The organism is Colwellia sp. RE-S-Sl-9 (assembly GCF_048296855.1).
In the GTDB taxonomy this organism is placed as follows: Bacteria; Pseudomonadota; Gammaproteobacteria; order Enterobacterales; family Alteromonadaceae; genus Pseudocolwellia.
In genome coordinates, this window is sequence record NZ_CP182631.1 from 1,540,748 (window position 1) to 1,558,481 (window position 17,734).

Annotated in this window: 18 protein-coding genes; 6 read left to right on the forward strand and 12 right to left on the reverse strand. The window is 33.4% G+C overall.

The genetic code is table 11. The features are described 5' to 3' along the window. Positions 1–573: 573 nt before the first annotated feature. The 3 genes from adk to recR form a co-directional block, all read right to left on the reverse strand. Positions 574–1,218: an adenylate kinase gene (adk, locus tag ACM9HF_RS06700; RefSeq protein WP_473616139.1), complete on the reverse strand. Its 645-nt coding sequence runs from the start codon at positions 1,216–1,218 to the stop codon at positions 574–576. Positions 1,219–1,364: 146 nt separating this feature from the next. Further along, a complete protein-coding gene (gene htpG / locus ACM9HF_RS06705) occupies positions 1,365–3,308 on the reverse strand; it encodes a molecular chaperone HtpG (protein ID WP_473616142.1) in 1,944 nt (647 codons plus the stop codon). A gap of 250 nt (positions 3,309–3,558) precedes the next feature. Further along, positions 3,559–4,161 carry a recombination mediator RecR gene (gene recR, locus ACM9HF_RS06710; protein WP_473616146.1) on the reverse strand — a complete coding sequence of 201 codons (603 nt, stop codon included), beginning with the start codon at positions 4,159–4,161 and terminating at the stop codon, positions 3,559–3,561. Positions 4,162–4,525: 364 nt separating this feature from the next. On the opposite strand from recR, the gene xdp1 reads away from it, so the two are divergent. The 3 genes from xdp1 to cobA all read left to right on the forward strand — a co-directional run bounded on the left by xdp1 (position 4,526) and on the right by cobA (position 9,422). Then, positions 4,526–5,365 carry an exosortase-dependent surface protein XDP1 gene (gene xdp1 / locus ACM9HF_RS06715; RefSeq protein WP_473616150.1) on the forward strand — a complete coding sequence of 280 codons (840 nt, stop codon included), beginning with the start codon at positions 4,526–4,528 and terminating at the stop codon, positions 5,363–5,365. 197 nt (positions 5,366–5,562) lie between these two features. Then, complete coding sequence (locus tag ACM9HF_RS06720; protein ID WP_473616154.1) at positions 5,563–8,328, forward strand: tetratricopeptide repeat protein; 2,766 nt, start codon at positions 5,563–5,565, stop codon at positions 8,326–8,328. Between the two features lie 254 nt (positions 8,329–8,582). Beyond that, positions 8,583–9,422 (forward strand): uroporphyrinogen-III C-methyltransferase, encoded by an 840-nt coding sequence (gene cobA / locus ACM9HF_RS06725; RefSeq protein WP_473616159.1) that lies wholly within the window; start codon positions 8,583–8,585, stop codon positions 9,420–9,422. Here the strand turns inward: cobA and ACM9HF_RS06730 are convergent. From ACM9HF_RS06730 to ACM9HF_RS06745, 4 genes are all read right to left on the reverse strand, one after another. Then, positions 9,417–10,154: a tRNA-uridine aminocarboxypropyltransferase gene (locus tag ACM9HF_RS06730; protein ID WP_473616163.1), complete on the reverse strand. Its 738-nt coding sequence runs from the start codon at positions 10,152–10,154 to the stop codon at positions 9,417–9,419. The genes cobA and ACM9HF_RS06730 overlap by 6 nt on opposite strands. A 64-nt stretch (positions 10,155–10,218) precedes the next feature. Beyond that, entirely contained in the window at positions 10,219–10,797 is a 579-nt protein-coding gene (locus ACM9HF_RS06735; protein ID WP_473616166.1) for a PepSY domain-containing protein, read from the reverse strand. Between the two features lie 28 nt (positions 10,798–10,825). After that, a complete protein-coding gene (locus ACM9HF_RS06740) occupies positions 10,826–11,782 on the reverse strand; it encodes a DUF808 domain-containing protein (protein WP_473616170.1) in 957 nt (318 codons plus the stop codon). A gap of 27 nt (positions 11,783–11,809) precedes the next feature. Then, positions 11,810–12,124 carry a DUF6172 family protein gene (locus ACM9HF_RS06745; RefSeq protein WP_473616173.1) on the reverse strand — a complete coding sequence of 105 codons (315 nt, stop codon included), beginning with the start codon at positions 12,122–12,124 and terminating at the stop codon, positions 11,810–11,812. Between the two features lie 151 nt (positions 12,125–12,275). On the opposite strand from ACM9HF_RS06745, the gene ACM9HF_RS06750 reads away from it, so the two are divergent. Together ACM9HF_RS06750 and ACM9HF_RS06755 are read left to right on the forward strand one after the other, a co-directional pair. Then, the gene (locus tag ACM9HF_RS06750) at positions 12,276–12,854 is read left to right on the forward strand and encodes a paraquat-inducible protein A (protein ID WP_473616177.1); all 579 of its coding nucleotides are present in this window, start codon (positions 12,276–12,278) and stop codon (positions 12,852–12,854) included. A 111-nt stretch (positions 12,855–12,965) separates the two neighbouring features. Next, complete coding sequence (locus ACM9HF_RS06755) at positions 12,966–13,259, forward strand: hypothetical protein (protein WP_473616182.1); 294 nt, start codon at positions 12,966–12,968, stop codon at positions 13,257–13,259. 275 nt (positions 13,260–13,534) lie between these two features. Here ACM9HF_RS06755 and ACM9HF_RS06760 read toward each other — a convergent pair whose 3' ends face one another. The 4 genes from ACM9HF_RS06760 to ACM9HF_RS06775 are packed head-to-tail and all read right to left on the reverse strand — an operon-like array spanning position 13,535 to position 16,789. Continuing rightward, positions 13,535–14,362, reverse strand: coding sequence for a DUF6999 family protein (locus ACM9HF_RS06760; protein ID WP_473616185.1), 828 nt, complete (start codon positions 14,360–14,362; stop codon positions 13,535–13,537). Continuing rightward, the gene (locus tag ACM9HF_RS06765) at positions 14,355–15,041 is read right to left on the reverse strand and encodes an iron-containing redox enzyme family protein (protein ID WP_473616188.1); all 687 of its coding nucleotides are present in this window, start codon (positions 15,039–15,041) and stop codon (positions 14,355–14,357) included. Before ACM9HF_RS06765 ends, ACM9HF_RS06760 begins: the two co-directional genes overlap by 8 nt. Positions 15,042–15,046: 5 nt before the next feature. Continuing rightward, a complete protein-coding gene (locus tag ACM9HF_RS06770) occupies positions 15,047–16,156 on the reverse strand; it encodes a beta-ketoacyl-ACP synthase III (protein ID WP_473616192.1) in 1,110 nt (369 codons plus the stop codon). Further along, the gene (locus ACM9HF_RS06775) at positions 16,157–16,789 is read right to left on the reverse strand and encodes a diguanylate cyclase (RefSeq protein WP_473616196.1); all 633 of its coding nucleotides are present in this window, start codon (positions 16,787–16,789) and stop codon (positions 16,157–16,159) included. 128 nt (positions 16,790–16,917) lie between these two features. Here ACM9HF_RS06775 and ACM9HF_RS06780 point away from each other — a divergent pair, with 128 nt between their 5' ends. Continuing rightward, positions 16,918–17,295, forward strand: a complete 378-nt coding sequence (locus tag ACM9HF_RS06780) for a YkgJ family cysteine cluster protein (protein WP_473616201.1) — start codon at positions 16,918–16,920, stop codon at positions 17,293–17,295. Positions 17,296–17,385: 90 nt separating this feature from the next. Here the strand turns inward: ACM9HF_RS06780 and ACM9HF_RS06785 are convergent, their stop codons facing one another. Next, entirely contained in the window at positions 17,386–17,709 is a 324-nt protein-coding gene (locus tag ACM9HF_RS06785) for a hypothetical protein (protein WP_473616205.1), read from the reverse strand. Positions 17,710–17,734: the final 25 nt, after the last annotated feature.

The window sequence follows — 17,734 nt, forward strand, 5'->3', positions numbered from 1 at the left end:
AAAATCAAAAAAGCTCGTTATAAACGAGCTTTTAATATCTATACTAATCCTAGTAATTAACTGATCATTGCTACTACTTAAAATCACTAACCACTTTATCATTTTATTTAATAATTAAAACAATTAGTTAACTATTAAAATGACTTATGTTTAGGGTCTGTTGACCTTTCAGGTATTTTTTTTCAGCAGTCTGTTTGACTTTTATACAAGGCATAGTGATTGATGTGTGGTCGTTCCACATAAAATCACTATAACGATGTAGAAATATCAAACAGGCGCTGCCCAAGGGTTCATTTAAAAGCGATTTATTCTTCGTTGCCTACATGGATGTAGGTACTTAGATTATGCAGGAGCATATAATCTGTAAACCTTTTTTACATAGAATGACTATGTGACAAAACGTTTGCCTTGCCTGCACGGATGCAGGTACTTAGGTTTTGTTTGGAACGTAAAACCTGTGACTAAAGCGCTTTTAAATTGAACAAAAATCATACTCGAAAGATCAACAACCCCTATTATTTTCTACGTATAAACCACTCAATTCATTAATATAAAAAGTACTATATAAAAAAATTACGAAAGCTTTTCAGATAAGATGGTATTTACCACTTCAACGGGTTGAGTTCCATCTATTGTAAGATATGAACAAGCACCTGATTTAGCTTCTTGCTGATAATAAGCAACTAAAGGCTTAGTTTGTTCATGATATACAGCTAAACGTTTACGAACTGTAGCTTCTTCATCATCAGGACGAATTGAAAGGTCTTCACCTGTTTCGTCATCCTTCCCTTCAATGGCAGGAGGATTATATATTAAATGATATACACGACCTGAACCTGAATGTACGCGACGACCCGCCATTCTTTCAACAATCACACTATCTGGAACATCAAACTCAATAACATGATCAACAATAACGTTGTTTTCTTTCATGGCATCAGCTTGTGGAATAGTGCGAGGAAAACCATCAAGTAAAAATCCTGCTTTACAGTCATCTTGCGTAATACGTTCTTTAACTAAACCGATAATAAGTTCATCAGAAACTAACTGACCTGCGTCCATTACTTCTTTAGCTTTAATACCAAGTTCTGTACCCGCTTTAATCGCCGCTCGAAGCATATCACCGGTAGAAATTTGTGGGATGCCAAACTTGGCCATTAAAAATTGTGCTTGAGTACCTTTACCAGCCCCTGGAGCACCTAATAAAATAATGCGCATTTAAAAAAGCCCTTTATAATTTATGATGAATTTAAAAAGCAACACTATACATTTTCAGATGGCTGCAAACAAGTAAGAATATAACACAATCATCAAAAAAGGAGCCATTCGACTCCTTTTTAATACTAAAGTAGTATATTAAACTTTTACTTAGTTAAACTTAACATCAATTTATTTAAACGAGTCACAAAAGATGCAGGATCTTTTAAACTACCACGTTCAGCTAACATAGCTTGATCGAATAAAACCTCAGTCCATTGATTAAATTGATCATCATCAGATTCATCTGAGATATGTTTAACTAATTCATGTTCTGCATTTATTTCGAATATAGGCAGTGTTTCTGGCACACTTTGCCCTACAGATTCCATGAGTTTAATCATTTGACTACTCATATCATTTTCATCGGTAACAATACAAGCAGGAGAGTCTGTTAAGCGTTGCGATAATTTAACATCTTTTACTTTACCTTTTAACGCAGCTTTTATACGTGTAACAACCGAGTCAAACTCTTGTTCAAGTTTTTCTTGTGCTTCTTTAGTTTCAGCATCATCCATATCACCTAAATCTAAACCACCACGAGTAACTGATTGAAGCTGTTTACCATCAAACTCATTTAAATGACTTATCATCCATTCATCAATACGATCAGACAACAATAATACTTCAATACCTTTTTTACGGAACACTTCTAAATGAGGACTATTTTTTGCGGCTGAGAAATTATCAGCAACAACATAATAAATTTTATCTTGCCCTTCTTTCATGCGCTCAATGTATTCAGGTAAAGAAACACTTTGCACATCTGTATTCTCGTTTGTCGAAGCAAAACGAAGTAATTTAGCAATTTGCTCTTTATGAGCCATGTCTTCAGCTGGACCTTCTTTTAAGACTTGCCCAAATTCATTCCAGAATATTTGATATTTTTCTTTATCATTATTTCCTAAACGCTCTAACATAGTTAAAACACGTTTAGTACAGCCTTTTCTGATCGCTTGAGTCACTTTATTGTCTTGTAAAATTTCGCGAGAAACATTTAAAGGTAAATCATTAGAATCTAATAAACCTTTAACAAAGCGTAAATACGTTGGCATAAATTGTTCAGCGTCATCCATAATGAAAACACGTTGAACATATAATTTTAAGCCGTGTTGTTTTTCACGATTATGTAAATCAAAAGGAGCTTTAGCAGGAACGTATAATAAGCTTGTGTATTCGGTTTTACCTTCTACTCTATTATGTGCCCAAAGTAGAGGGTCACCATAATCGTGCGATACATGTTTATAGAATTCTTTATATTCATCATCAGACACTTCAGATTTTTCACGTGTCCATAATGCTGTTGCTTTATTAACGGTTTCCCATGTAGCTTCTTTTGCTTCGATAGCAGGTCGAGTTACATTACCTTCATCATCTTTTTCTTCTGCTACAGCTTCAACAGCAGGAGTTAACATTTCAACTGACACTGAAATATGATCCGAATATTTAGTCACTATCGACTTCAAACGCCAATCGTCTGCAAATTCAGACTCATCTTCTTTTAAATGAAGAATAATATCAGTACCACGATTCGCTTTATCTATTTGAGCCGTTGTAAATTCACCTTCGCCTTCACTACTCCACTCCACACCTTTAGACGCGTCATCACCAGCAGCGCGAGAACGTACTGTTACTCTATCAGCAACAATAAAAGCAGAATAAAAGCCAACACCAAATTGACCAATCAATTGAGAATCAGACGCTTGATCGCCTGATAACTGAGAAAAGAAATCCGCAGTTCCTGATTTAGCAATAGTACCTAAATGAGTAACGACATCTTCATGGTTCATACCTATACCGTTATCTGAAATAGTTAAGGTATTATTTTCTTTATCAGCACTTACACGAACACGTAAGTCGCTATCACCTTCATATAAATCAGCATTTGATAATGCTCTAAAACGTAATTTATCAGCAGCATCTGCAGCGTTAGATACTAATTCACGTAAGAAAATTTCTTTATTCGAATATAATGAATGGATCATTAATTTCAATATTTTAGCTGTATCAGCACTAAAACTATGATTTTCGGTATTTTTTATATCAGTCATTGAATAAACCTCTTCAAACTAAAACTCATTGGGTCATACATGGACAACAAACACGAAATAACATAAAAGTTACATCTATTGTTGTTAGTTGCCATTAGATATAAGACTGTCTTTTTTCTTTTCAACCTTTGATGATAAAAGAAAGTTAACAAAGCCCTAACTACTGACCATATTTGCAATATTCATCAATTCAATAAGAAATAAAAATAAATAATCGAATAATTAAATCAATATAATTTGAAATCATATTTTATGAATAACGTTTTCGGCCAGATAAAGCATGAGACAAAGTATTTCCGTCTACATACTCCAGTTCGCCTCCAACTGGAACTCCATGTGCAATGCGTGAAACATCCACATTATATTTTGATGCTAATTCAGCAATATAATGTGCTGTTGCCTCACCTTCTACTGTCGGGTTAGTCGCAAGAATAACTTCCTTAAAGTTATCGCTCGTGAGTAGTGTACTTAGTACATCAAGCCCTAAATCTTCTGGGCCTATTCCATCAATAGGAGATAAATGCCCCATAAGAATAAAATACTTCCCTTTAAATTCACTCGTTTGCTCAATAGCAATAACATCGGCAGGCGATTCTACAATACAAAGTTGCTGTACAATTTCACGTTTAGGATTTTGACAAATCTCACATAAATCTTGCTCTGTAAACGTTCTGCATTGCTGACAATGACCAACATTTTCCATGGCATTTTTCAACGAATGAGACAATTTAGTACCACCAACTCTATTTCGTTCTAACAAATAGAATGCCATTCTTTGGGCTGACTTAGCACCTACGCCCGGTAAGCACTTTAAAGCATCAATAAGTTCATGTACTAAAGGACTAAAATTCATGATATTTATACACTTATATTTATTAAACAATTTTATTCATATTATTCTAGCACTAAGTAAATATCTAAAATATAATAGCTTTATAAGTTATTTGTAATAAATAGAGTTATTTGAGAGAAAAAGCAACAAATCTAAAACGTTAACAACAAGTTAATAAATAGTAATAAAAACACTACCATGAGTGTCTAGATTTTTTACAGTTAAACTAAACAAGTAATAAAAATAATAAGAAAACAAAAGTAACAAACTGAAAAAAAACAAATTTTTAATTTAGGCATAATTAATGCTTTAATTAAAACAAAATTTAAATGTAATGGCATTATGAGCATTACATTACGTTAAATAACATAATATTGGAGTTAACATGTTGTTAAATATAAGTAAATTAAGCATGGCGGGGTTGGCATTAATGTCGGCATCTGCATTTGCAAGTACAACCAATTTTGGCTCAGTAAGTGACACTGGGAATAACTTCAACCAATTTTCAGTTGTATCTGATGGTGTTACTATTAACGTTTCAGGTTGGTCTGATACAGCAAGTTTTTCTGGTGGTTCATCAGCTAACCCATTAACTGGTGATGATAAAATCGAACGTGCTAGAGATTTTGATAAAAATGGTAATGGTTGGTCAATGGAAAACCGTGATGAATCAAAATCTAATGGTACCCAAAAAACATGGGTGGATGGTTATTCTCACTCAGCAGATAACTTATCCGCAGGCAGCCAAGATTATGATACATATTTACTTGAATTTTCTGTAGCTGTAAACCTTTCTGAAGCAACTTATTCATGGAATCTTGGCAATACATCTAATAACCAAGTAACTGTAGCGGCTTTAAGTAGCAACAACCTTAATGGTAATAGCTGGGCTAATGTTAAAAGTAATCAAACAATTTCATCTGGTTATTCTCAAATGCAGGATACCGGCGGTTACTATACTACTAGCTTCACAAATGCTACAAGTAACGTAACAGGAACATATTCTCAGTATTGGATAATTAGTGCCTTAAACTCTGTGTTTAGTTCAACGGATACAAGCGGCTTAGAAGGTAACGACGGTATGAAATTATCTGGTGTTTCTTTTTCGAAAGATCCAGGTACTCCACCACCGCCATCTACATCAGTACCAGAACCTACTTCTATTACAATGTTTGGCTTAGCATTAATTGGTTTATTTGCTGCAAACAGACGTAAAATTAAATAATAATTTATTTTTGTTATTAAAAAGATGGCTAAGCCATCTTTTTTTTATCTAAAAACTAGGCTATATTCATAGCACACTAATTCTATTAAACTCTTAATAAAATATAATAATAATTGAATTAATAAATTCACTTCTATAACAAAGTGAATAATTACAAATGTTTCAAGTTTTGTTATCAACCTTAAAGCTGGATAAATATGCGTTCATTACTTATAGCATCTACATTATTACTGTCTCTCAATTCTTACGCTTTTAATGATTTTGAAAAAGCACTAACCTCTTATAATAAAAACGAAGTAGACGAGGCTTATGTTCACTTAAAAAACGTTTTAAAAGACGAAGAAGATAATTTGCCTGCCATTGTTCTTATGGGCAGAGTATTACTTAAAAAAGGTTTGTACTTTGAAGGTATAGAAGTTTTACAAGAAGCCTTATTTAGAGGAGCTGATGTCAATTTTTTAATTGACGACCTTACCAGCGCCTTAATGTTAACAAACTCTTTTGACGATGTTATTAAATTAAGCTCAAACAAACATTTAACTCCCGCCAGTCAGCTAACAGCATTTTTACTATCAGGTAATGCTTATTCAGCAATGAAAGACTACGATAACGCTAAGATCTATTATAAAAAAGCCTACGCCCTTGCTCCAAATGATCTGAGAACTATTAGTGCGTTATCAGCTTTTGAGTTACAACAAAGAAACTTTTCTGATGCTGAAAATCTTATTGCTAAAGCACAAATACTTTTTCCAAACGATAGTCGAGTGTGGAATTTAAAAGGACAGCTGCACGATAACAAATCTGAATATGATCAATCTCTTCAAGCTTATAAGCAAGGTTATAAGGTAAATCCTGAAGACCCTTTTATTCAAAGAGCTCTGGCCAATGCTTACGCCAACGCTAATATGACTAAAGAAGCCCTTGCATTAGTAGAGAATATATTAAAAGAAACCCCCGATGATCCTTTTGCAAAACTACTTAAAAGCCGCTTGTTCGCCTATAGCTCTAAGACGGAAGAAGCAAATCAGATACTTATTGATATTAGCCAAAAATTATCACTTCTTAGTGATGAAAAAAGAAATAGCAATGTATCACTATCGTTAGTGGCTGGAACAGCTGCTTATTTACAAAACAACTTAGAGTTAGCCCAAAAAGAGTTGCAGTTTTATGTAAAAGAGCAACCTCAAGATTTAAGTGGGATCAGTTTACTGGTTGATATTTACTTAAGCCAAGGTCAAGCTTCAAAAGCATTTGAGTTACTCGAAAACAAAAATAAATTTATTAAACATAATTTAGAACTTTCAATAAAACTCTTTGAGCTTTATCTTGACGATAATAAAATTTACAAAGCCGAACAAATATTATCTCCATTAGAAAAAAATTATGGTAAGCATTTACAATTTATTTTAGCCAAAGCAAACCTGCTAGCTAAAAGTAATCAATTAGATAAAGCATTACAATTATTAGAAGAAAATAAACCTGTAGATTTTTCACCTGCATATTCAATAACTAAAGGGTTACTGTTTTCAGCTAACAACCAAATATCTGAAGCTCATAATATTGCCGACGAGCTAATTAAAATCAATGCGACTAATGTTGATTATTTGAGTTTTAAAGCCAGTTTATTATTACAACAAAATAATTGGCTTGAAGCCTTAGATGTTTTATCTCAAATTTTAAAACAACAACCTAATAATTTTAATGCTCTATTTAATAGTGCAACCGCTAACGCTGCTTTATCTAAATTTGAAGATGCTAAAGCAATATCTGCACGATTAATTGAAACTCAACCCAATAATTTATCATTAAAAGTACTTAATGCTAAAATTGATAGAGATATGGGTAATGTAGAGCAAGCGAAAGAAGTACTTACTCAAATAATAAGTAAAAACTCAACTTACATTCCAGCCTTAGAAACTTTAATGGAGCTTAATTATCAGCAAAAAGATTATGAACAAGCATTAGAACAAGTTGATAGGTTAAGTAAGTTAAGCTTTTTAAATGCTAAATATATAAAAATGAAAGCACAAATTTACTTGGGCTTAAACGATTTCACTAATGCTAAAAAACAATTACAGCTACTTTCTGGCGTGGTTACTACACCAAGAGATATTTTTGTAATGAGTCAAATGCAGATACAAGCAAATGATATATCTGGCGCTAAAAAGAGCTTAGAAAAAGCACTTTCTATTGAACCTAAAAATATATTTATACAACGTTCACTCGCGAAACTTGAAATCGATTTAGGTGATTTTTCTGAAGCTAATTCCATTTTATCAAAACTTGAAAAAGCGAATAGATATGATCCTAATGTATTAATGCTTAGAGGTGACTACCATCTCAAAAAAGGTAATAAAGTTGCCGCTCATAAATTTTATTTAAAAGCTTTAGATAAAGATAATAACTTTCATATTGTGTTATTAAAATTATATCAACTAGCCTTAGATAAAGTAGAAGAACAGAGCTTTACGGCCACATTAAAAAATATATTAGCTAAAAATCCAGAGAATTATTTAATGCGATCCATATATGCCGATTACTTATTAGGTAAAGGGAATGTTAAAGAAGCTAAAGGTCACTACGAAAAATTAGTTACTGTTGATAATTTAATAAACAAAGCTTCTATATTAAATAACTTAGCTAACATATATATCACTATTGATTTGAATAAAGCAGAGGCATACTCAAAAAAATCTATGGAATTAAATAACAACTCTTCTGCAATAATTGACACTTATGGTTGGATTTTAAGTCTTAATAATAAATTTGATGAAAGCTTGTCAATTCTCAGAAAAGCCTATTCAATGGATTCCAATAATCCTTCAATTAACTATCATATTGGTTATACCTTAGTTAAGTTAAATAGAATTGAAGAAGCCAAGCGAGAACTAAAACAGTCACTAGCTAATAAAAACAGATTTACGGAACGCGAAGACGCTCAAAAGCTTCTTAACTCCCTTTAAAATCCACTTAAAAATATAAAAGCCTAACAACTCTCGTTAGGCTTTTTCTTTTGAGAGCTATAACCTAAAAAACTATAAATACAACTACATATAAATTATTAATATATAGTAAAATAAAAGAGTTTTTAGGGTTCTCACTTAAAATGATAATATGACAATAATTGGCATCATGTGTAATTTAACCTGAAGCAACTATATAAAAGACAGTATAAGACGTTCATATACAATACCTCTGGACAGCATAAAGGTTTCCGATGCTAATTAATGACAAAAATTCAAACATTACGTTTAATAGTAAAGCCGTTTTAAATTCTGGTGAGGTAGCATTAGTCGGTGCTGGCCCGGGTGATCCTGAACTATTGACTTTACGGGCCTTAAGCTTTATTCAACAAGCAGAAGTGACCATTTATGATCGTCTAGTCAGCCAAGATATTCTTAATTTACTACCTGAAACATCTGAAAAGCTTTACGTAGGTAAAAAACAAGCTAAGCATTCTGTTCCTCAAGATCAAATAAACGAATTACTTGTAGAACAAGCTAAATTGGGTAAACGAGTGCTTCGTTTAAAAGGTGGTGATCCTTTCGTTTTTGGTAGAGGTGGAGAAGAAGCTGAATATGTGCTCTCTCAAGGTTTTAATTGTCATTTATGTCCAGGTATTACCGCTGCATCAGGTTGTACTACCTATGCTGGTATCCCTTTAACACATAGAGGTGTTGCACAAGGCTGTACCTTTATTACAGGGCATATGGAGAATGATGGTGAACTCAACTTACCTTGGGAAAGTTTAACGTCTAATGCTCAAACCATTGTCTTTTATATGGGGATAAATACATTACCTAAAATTGCGGCAAAACTTATAGCACATGGTAAAAAGGCAGATACTCCTGCGGCTCTTATTTATAAAGGTACTCAACCAGAACAACAAGTGTACCGAGGTCAATTAAATACATTGGAAAACATAGTGGCTGAACATAATATAAAACCACCTACATTAATTGTTATTGGCGATGTCGTTAATCAGTTAACTACACAGCAGCTATCTTCACCAGGCTTATTAGAAGCCGAACCAAGCTTACAATCAAATAGTTTATAAGCTTGTTAAATACTTTTGGTAATCCTCAACAGCATGGGGATTACCTGTATTTTCTTGGCAAACACTTTGTCGATATTGAAAATTAAATACATCAAACCATAAATCTAAAACTTCAGCGTTTACGCCCTCTCCAAACATATCTAACACTCTTGCTGCCACTTCTGCTGTTGCAAACTGGTTACTAGCTGATGCTTGTCTAATTTGATATCGAGAAATCATATCCTTGTTTTCTGTCATTTCAGGGTTAAATGAAACAACAGGAAAGCGGTTAAGGTATGGGCTTTTACGAAACATTTTTTTAGCTTCTCGCCAGCTACCATCTAACATAATAAATAATGGTCGCTTACCCTCTTTAACAACAAGTGTTTGATTATAAACCTCTCTTTCAGGCTCGGCATATTGATCGGGAAATACCACAAAAGGTTGCCATTGTTCATCATTTAAAACCGCTAATAAATCTTTGTTTTCTTCAGTTCTTGACCATAAAAAAGCAAACGTATCGGGTACTACGTCAGCAATTAATTTACCCGTATTGCTCGGTTTTAAAATTTCTGTGTCATACATCAATAATAAAAAACCGGCATTACTAGTCATCTTAGGTGTTAACTTACAAATACAATGAGTTAAACCAATACGACATTTTTCACAGCGTTTAACTTTCCAACCTCTAGAATTATAAACGGTGGTACTGATACTTTTTCGATGCTCGTAAAGTCGATGAACTGCGTTCATTAATTATTCTCATTAATAAAAAGGTAAACATAAATAAGTGTTACAAAGTTTCGGTATGCTCGACTTATTGTTTATTGACACTGGAATAGCGCTTAAAACTAAGTATAGTGCCCAATAAAGCTAAAAGAACAACAAGGGCTAAACCTACAACACCTAAAACATTATCGACAGCTTTAATCCCTGTCCATTTTAGATAATGAATTTGATACATAGTATCAATAAATTCAGTGTCAGGACCTTGTTGATACAAACTCATTTGAGGCCAATTTAAGGTAATTGCAACTTGAGTAGACGTTAATGCTGTTAAACCATCAAGACTCACTACATTGCCATAACGTTCAGTATTATGCTTTATTGCATCTTTGATCAAAGCTTCTACTTGTTGCTCACTAGGTATTTCAATAGTTTGCATTGTTGCTCTATCCAAATGAGACCATTTATTATCTTCATTTTTAACTAATAAATGCTCTCCAAGAATGGAGTGTATTATTTTAATTTCAGACCACTGATTAGTGTTAGGCGTTGTAAATGAATTGATCGAAGGATATGTTTTTATGGCTAGTTGTTCGTAAGCTTCTGAGTAACCGGGTTTAATAAAAAAGAAACCGCCCGTAATTGCCCAAGCAATTAAAGGCAAAAGCATAATAAAACCTAGGTAGTTATGATACTTTTTAAGATTCACGAGGTTCTTTGTGATCAGACTTTACGCTTTTTTTAAGTGTTATACCCAATGAAACAATAGGTAATAAAATAGCGCCAGCTATAACTCCAACTAAACCTTCCAACAAAATAGAAATAACACTTTTAAAATCAAAACTGATTAAACTATTAGTCCATGAAATAAGATCAGAAATAATATGATGAATAAACTCGATGCTATGAACAATAATTCCTCCCCCTACTAAGAACATAGCGATAGTACCTACAATAGCCAATGTTTTCATGAGTAATGGAGCAAAGGTTAACAAACCTCTACCTAAAGCTTTTTTGAGTGTACTAAATGAGCCTGATAGCGATTGTTTTAATAAATACAATCCTAAGTCGTCTAACTTAACAATTGCAGCAACTAGGCCATAAACACCAACAGTAATCAAGAAGGCCATACTGGAAAGTACCATAACTTGCATTTCAAACGAGGCGTCTTGTAATGTCCCCAAAACAATAACAACAATTTCAGCAGATAAAACAAAATCAGTACGAATAGCACCTTTAATTTTATTTTTCTCTAAAGCGACTATATCAGCATCGCTGTTAATAACATTTTTTATATGTTGTTGGTGGTTTTTTTTACGGTGGAAAATTTTCTCAACAACTTTTTCCACTCCTTCATAACACAAAAACAAACCACCAATTACAAGCAAGATAGTAATAAGCGAAGGAGCAAATGCACTAATAACAAGAGCTGCAGGAACCAGTATTAATTTATTTAAAAAAGATCCTTTCGTAACAGCCCAAACAACGGGTAATTCTCGATTGGCTTTAACGCCAGAAACTTGCTCTGCGTTTAATGCTAAGTCGTCACCTAAAACACCCGCTGTTTTTTTAGCTGCAACTTTTGAAAGTATCGCTACATCATCCAAAATAGTTGCAATATCATCAATTAATGTTAATAAACTAGCGCCTGCCACTATTTAGCTCCTTGCTGAAAAATAAGATTAACCTTCGTCTTCTTCGTCATCAATATCTGACTTAAATTGTCTAAAACCTTCTTTTGCAATAATTTCTATATAAAAAGAAGTTAAATTTTCAGATGCAGCTTTATCAATATGTTTATTTATTTCAGTTAAATGAACTTCTTCAGCTTCAGCTTCTGTTAAGCCAAATTTACAATCAAAATCCCAATAATCAGCATCAACAGGAAGTGTTTTATTGCGCTCTCTTTTAATGTATTTTTTAACTTCATGTTTCACACCATCAATTAATCTTTCGTATTTAATTTTAGGGTGAGTAAGGGTAAATGTCTTTTTCATGATTTTCCTAAATGTTTTACTAAATATGTAATTTAGTTCGTTGCCTATATTTTACGTGATTTTTATTAGGGTATCGATACAATAATTAGAAATCACAATTAAAATAATGAATAATAGCCATCAAATTTACCTCAGTATTAAAAACACTCTTATGATTAAGAAAAAGTTAGGCTTTGCAATTAACCTTATCGCTTTATTTTTATTTGTTCCGGGCATAGTGCTTCCTATGTTTTCTTTATCTATGGAAATGACAGCAAACGTTAGCGGAACAGGTTTATCTTCAACTATAGTTGATAAAGAATTGTCACTTATAACTACAATCCAAGAACTATTTCAAGATGACAGAGTATTAGTCGCCTTGCTTATTTTAATTTTTTCAATCTGTATTCCGGTGATTAAAACGATTTTAGTTACGATAGCTTTTTGGAAAAGAGAACAGGTTATTGAAAAGAAAATTATCAGTTTTGTCGCTTCCATCGGAAAGTGGTCAATGGCTGATGTTTTTGTTATTGCTATATTTCTCGCGGTTCTTTCTACAAATCATGCTGAAACAACCGATATACAGCAACTTTCTATGTTTGGCTTCAAAATGAATTTACATATTAGTAGCGAAACCTTATCGATAGTGGGCCAAGGTTTTTATTATTTTGCAGCTTATTGTTTGTTGTCGTTACTTGGAACACATTTATATCAACATGCATTAAAAGAAGTAGAAAAAACATCTAAATAAAACTGGAATGATTTCTGCTTATACTATAATTAATTTTATTTTGTTAAAAAATTGACGTTAATCGTCATTTAACTCTACACATCGTTTGCAATAAATAGAAAAGGATCAATTATGTTAATTATTAGCGGTACTGCAGAATTTATGGGTGAAACAAATAAGTTTGTAAAGGGTGACTTACATGCCTTTACTATGTTCTGTACTAACGAAGTTTTAGATGATCAACTTATAGATATCGAAAATTTCTTTAATGAGCGCGATTGGGATCAAATAACCATTGAAGAAGCGGGCTTAATTAATGACGATTCAATGTTAGACAATGATACGCTTAAACAAGCATATCAAAAAGCAAGTGAAGAAAGTTTATCGGTAGTTATTCAAAATACGCCGATTTCAAACGCAGCTTAATTATCTAATTAGAGCGTATTTACCTTTACAGTGTATTTTTACAACAGCTAGTTTAGGCTTTATACAAGGCTTCGTTTTTGATATGCCGTTATTTTACTTAAGAAAAGAATAACGCAGCATAAATGCAAACTAACGTTACCTTACGGGTTTATTTAAAAAAAATTGATACCCAAAGGGTCAATACGCTCGAATATCTTTAGATAAAAATAAAGTCTTCTAGTTATCTATCCAAATAACCTGAAGACATTATGTCTCATAGCAACTCTCTGTATTTTTTATATTTCAGCTTGTCTTATTTCTTCTAGTTTTGCGTATAAGTGTTCGGTAAAAAAGCCATGCATTAAAAAGCGTTGCCCTAAGTTCCAAGGGCCCACTAAATACTGCGGATATTTGTTATATGCCAGTTCGGTTAAGGTATCGTCACCAATTATACGACCAATTCTTATAGCGATTGATTGATCTAAATTAAAGCCATTTATTGCGTCTCGATATTCATCTTTTTTCAGTAACAAACAAAATAAGCACATGAATAAAGCATGGGAGGTTTCAAAATCTAAAATTTGAGTCGCCTTTTTATCAACTAACAATTCATCCATATTAATAGGTTGCCAACTCTGCCATTGGTAAGGCCTATTCGTATTATGATTACTGGTTTTATTGCTATTACCTAGTTTTATAAAGCAATCAAATAACTCTTGGTCATGATCAACAAATGTACTGTGCAACATGTCGTTAATTGTTTTTGGATAAAGATTAACTCTATGTTCATGCCCTGTATTTTCTGACAAGAAATTCAAAATATTAGATTCTGTCGCGTAGTGCCTTAAAATAAGTAGGTTGGCTTCTGGTGAGACAAAGTATTTACAAAACCAGCAAATTGTTTTTTGTAATGCTTTATGCGCACTAAATTGAGGTAAAGGTAATCGCTTAACAAACCAAACAATATGCAACAAAATAGCAAAAGTAAATTGTAAAATAGGTCTTAACACCCAGCGGAATTTATTATCTAAATCTTGTAACCATAAATTAGCCGCCTCACTTTGTATTGGTAGTGAATCGTCTGTACTTATAGCTTGTAAATAAGCGCTACGAGGTTTATCCATGATTATCAACTTCTTCTAATTGTAGCTGGTATAACTTAGCTACCACTTTAGCCGTACGAATAATGTCATCAATATTTTTTTGCGAAGTGGCTACACGATCAATCAAATTATAAAGCTCTTGTAGATGATTCTCGTCATTTTCACCATGGTAATCCATAAAAGACGTGGCATTGTTTTCAAAGCTAAATTGCTCATTAATATACCGAGACCATTTCGTGGCCATTTTGTTACCTAGCCCTTCAATAATCCACATAGCGCCAATTAAATCAACTGGATTCGGCTGACTTGCTCTATACATTAAAAAACCATGTAAAGCTTCTGAACCTATATTTTTTTGTGTTGATTCAATCACACTTTGCTCACCGCCAGCAGCAACATAGTCTGCTTCTAATAATTGATAATCTCGGTGTTCTTCTTCTGCATGATGAATAACAGTTGAACGTATGTCTGAATAATCGCGGTCAAAACTTGAAGCACTCCTACTGATCCATCTTGAGCCTTCAATCACTTGTTGACGTAAATTGAGTAACAGTTTTTGGTAATCTTCAAGGCTTAATCGCCCTTGCTCTAATCGTTTTACAATAGCAACTTTAGACACAGCTAAATCAAAGTCTAACCAAACTTTTAATAACGCTTGTAAGCAGTTTTGTCCTAAAGGGGTTAATACAACTTGTTCCATCAAAATTACTCCGCTACAGTTAAGTGCATATATGCACAATTAAATCGGCCACTTTCAGGCACCATACAAAAAATCGTTTCACCAACCTTTAAATCATGCGTATTAATAAATTCATCAAGCATAATAAAAATTGACGCACAGCCAGTGTTACCTCTTTCATATAAATTGGTGTACCACTTTTCTTCTTCAATGCTAGCTCCTGCGGTTTCCAACATATCAAAAATTTTACTTTTAAAATATTTAGACGAAAAATGACATAACACGTGGTCTATTTTGTTCACTTCAACATCACCTTGCGCAATTAGTTTCAAAAAACCATGCACGCCAACCGACACAATATTGTCTAATAACCTAACATCTTGTCGGAGCATTAACGCCCCTGCTTTTTCTGCATCAGCATAAGTATCGTAGTCTTGCCAGGTTTTGTGTTCTTCATTTTTAGCCGTACCCACCGACATACAAACCGGATAAACATTGGCATGAGAAAAACTTTTGATCCAATCTATTCTTAGGCTTTTTCCTGTAGGTCTAGGCTGATTCTCTAAAAGTAACGCGCCTGCCCCATCAGACAACATCCAACGTAAAAACTCAGCATTAAAATCTACTTCGTTACCTTCAACTTGCTCATAACGTTTATTCTTAAAAAGTCTTGAAGTGAGTTCGCTAGCAACCACTAAAGCATTTTCGCTACATTCTGATTTTATACCAGTGAAGGCAGCTTTTAACGCCATCATGCTGCTAGAACAAATTCCATGGCTGGTATGTAGTTCAACTTCTGAAAGGTTTAACGAGGCCTGCACCATACTCCCAAAGCCAGGTAATACCATATCACCTTGGCTAGTGGCACAACTTAGCATTTGTATTTTTGTAGGTGAAAGGTAACTATTTTCAATACAAGCTACGCCTGCATTTGCCGCCATTTCACTGTTAGAGATTTGTGTTTGTTGCTGCTTATTAATGGCGTAATGTCGTTGCACTATGCCATTCGAATTAAGTATTTTGTTTTTTAATCGGCTTTTTTTACCGTTAATTAAACCTAAAACATCTTCAATTTCATCGTTGTTAATAGGGTCACCTGGTAGATAATGCCCTGTACTATTAATATAAACGTCCACTTAAGATCCTTTTTTAAAATATACGTTTAAACAACGCAGGTTTTCTTCAATATACGGAAATACACAAACCACACACATAAATATTAAATAAGTAGGTAAATATGATGAAGTGCCATGAGGATTTTCAAGCGGTATTAATGACATATTCCCCGCCCACTCTAACGTGATTAGCGACTGAAATTCATCCCAATTAATCACTAAGATTGACGTTAACATGTATAAAGGTAAAGAACCTAAATAGGTATGCGCATGCATTTCCCATATTGATATTTCACGCTTTGGAGCAGCATAACGAACATCCCAATGAGCAACAATTTCATGCGATATCCAAGTTATAATACAAATAAGCAAAATAAGTACGTTCACTTCAAACATCAAGCACATCAATATAGGAACCCCCATTTGAATGCCCATTAAAGAATGCATTAACGATTCTTGAATACCCGAAGTAACTTCAATTTTTGTTGCTCGATGACAACACCAATCCGCAAAGCCCGCAATTCCCCACAAAGGTAAAAATACATACAACATCGCATTAATCAGTAATACCGAGGTGTCCATTTCAATAATTCCATTATTTTTGAAAAAAACAAATACTACTTGAATCAGTACTAAATATATAGGTGTTGCCATTGAAGATATATATTTAGTAACACCCCATACAAAATGGTTTAATCATCATTTAGACTCGATTCAAATAAATCCCCCTCATCAATGATACAATACGCTATTAATACCTATCAGTGACTTATAAATAGCCTATGAAAGATTGTAATCAATGCGGTAAATGTTGTATCAAATACGGCGGAGAAGATCTTTCAGTAACAAAAGAAGAAGTTGACCTTTGGGAGATGTTTGAACCAGACATATTCAAATTTATTAAAGATTACAAAACTTGGTTTGATCCTGAATCTGGCGTTAGGCTGAAACAATGCCCGTTTCTTGAAATAGCACCTAAAGAAAAGCCTCTTGCTGTTAATAAGTATACTTGTAGTATTTACTTCAACAGACCTGAAGATTGTCGCCTTTACCCTAGTCTTATTCCTGAAATGATCAGAGATGAATGTGAAATGATTGAAGCCGTAGATATAGCAAATCCAAAACAAGCTCAAATAAAATTAGATGTATTGATGATATAACGCTATCAGTAAAAAGAATAAGCTTTACTGATAGCGTTGAGCTACCAGTAAAGTAAAACTAACGCCAACATTTAGATAACATGAGCAAACTTAGCGTTTTGCGCCACCTGTTTTTTTCATTTGTACAACTTTTCGCGCTATGGCTAGTAGTTCTGGTGCAATATCGTCTGCGCCATCTTTTATTAATTTACTTACATCGCCCGACGAAAAAAATGAACCTCGTTCAGCTTTAATACCCAAAGCCCTCACAAAGTCTTTAGTTTTTCCTGTACTACCTGTATCTATATATTTAAAGATGATTTGTTCGTTAAGACTATGAGGCTCTTGCTTTAACATAGTGACATCATCTGTAAGCTCTTTTATTTCAGCTTCTAAATTTTCAATTAATTCGGCAATATTATTGTATGGCTTCATTCAGTGTTAACTCTCTTAATTATCG

Excerpts from the sequence above, each read along its gene's own strand:
- adk (WP_473616139.1), bottom strand. The coding sequence starts at position 1,218 with ATGCGCATTATTTTATTAGGTGCTCCAGGGGCTGGTAAAGGTACTCAA.
- htpG (WP_473616142.1), bottom strand. The coding sequence starts at position 3,308 with ATGACTGATATAAAAAATACCGAAAATCATAGTTTTAGTGCTGATACA.
- recR (WP_473616146.1), bottom strand. The coding sequence starts at position 4,161 with ATGAATTTTAGTCCTTTAGTACATGAACTTATTGATGCTTTAAAGTGC.
- xdp1 (WP_473616150.1), top strand. The coding sequence starts at position 4,526 with ATGTTGTTAAATATAAGTAAATTAAGCATGGCGGGGTTGGCATTAATG.
- ACM9HF_RS06720 (WP_473616154.1), top strand. The coding sequence starts at position 5,563 with ATGCGTTCATTACTTATAGCATCTACATTATTACTGTCTCTCAATTCT.
- cobA (WP_473616159.1), top strand. The coding sequence starts at position 8,583 with ATGCTAATTAATGACAAAAATTCAAACATTACGTTTAATAGTAAAGCC.
- ACM9HF_RS06730 (WP_473616163.1), bottom strand. The coding sequence starts at position 10,154 with ATGAACGCAGTTCATCGACTTTACGAGCATCGAAAAAGTATCAGTACC.
- ACM9HF_RS06735 (WP_473616166.1), bottom strand. The coding sequence starts at position 10,797 with ATGCTTTTGCCTTTAATTGCTTGGGCAATTACGGGCGGTTTCTTTTTT.
- ACM9HF_RS06745 (WP_473616173.1), bottom strand. The coding sequence starts at position 12,124 with ATGAAAAAGACATTTACCCTTACTCACCCTAAAATTAAATACGAAAGA.
- ACM9HF_RS06750 (WP_473616177.1), top strand. The coding sequence starts at position 12,276 with ATGATTAAGAAAAAGTTAGGCTTTGCAATTAACCTTATCGCTTTATTT.
- ACM9HF_RS06755 (WP_473616182.1), top strand. The coding sequence starts at position 12,966 with ATGTTAATTATTAGCGGTACTGCAGAATTTATGGGTGAAACAAATAAG.
- ACM9HF_RS06760 (WP_473616185.1), bottom strand. The coding sequence starts at position 14,362 with ATGGATAAACCTCGTAGCGCTTATTTACAAGCTATAAGTACAGACGAT.
- ACM9HF_RS06765 (WP_473616188.1), bottom strand. The coding sequence starts at position 15,041 with ATGGAACAAGTTGTATTAACCCCTTTAGGACAAAACTGCTTACAAGCG.
- ACM9HF_RS06775 (WP_473616196.1), bottom strand. The coding sequence starts at position 16,789 with ATGGCAACACCTATATATTTAGTACTGATTCAAGTAGTATTTGTTTTT.
- ACM9HF_RS06780 (WP_473616201.1), top strand. The coding sequence starts at position 16,918 with ATGAAAGATTGTAATCAATGCGGTAAATGTTGTATCAAATACGGCGGA.
- ACM9HF_RS06785 (WP_473616205.1), bottom strand. The coding sequence starts at position 17,709 with ATGAAGCCATACAATAATATTGCCGAATTAATTGAAAATTTAGAAGCT.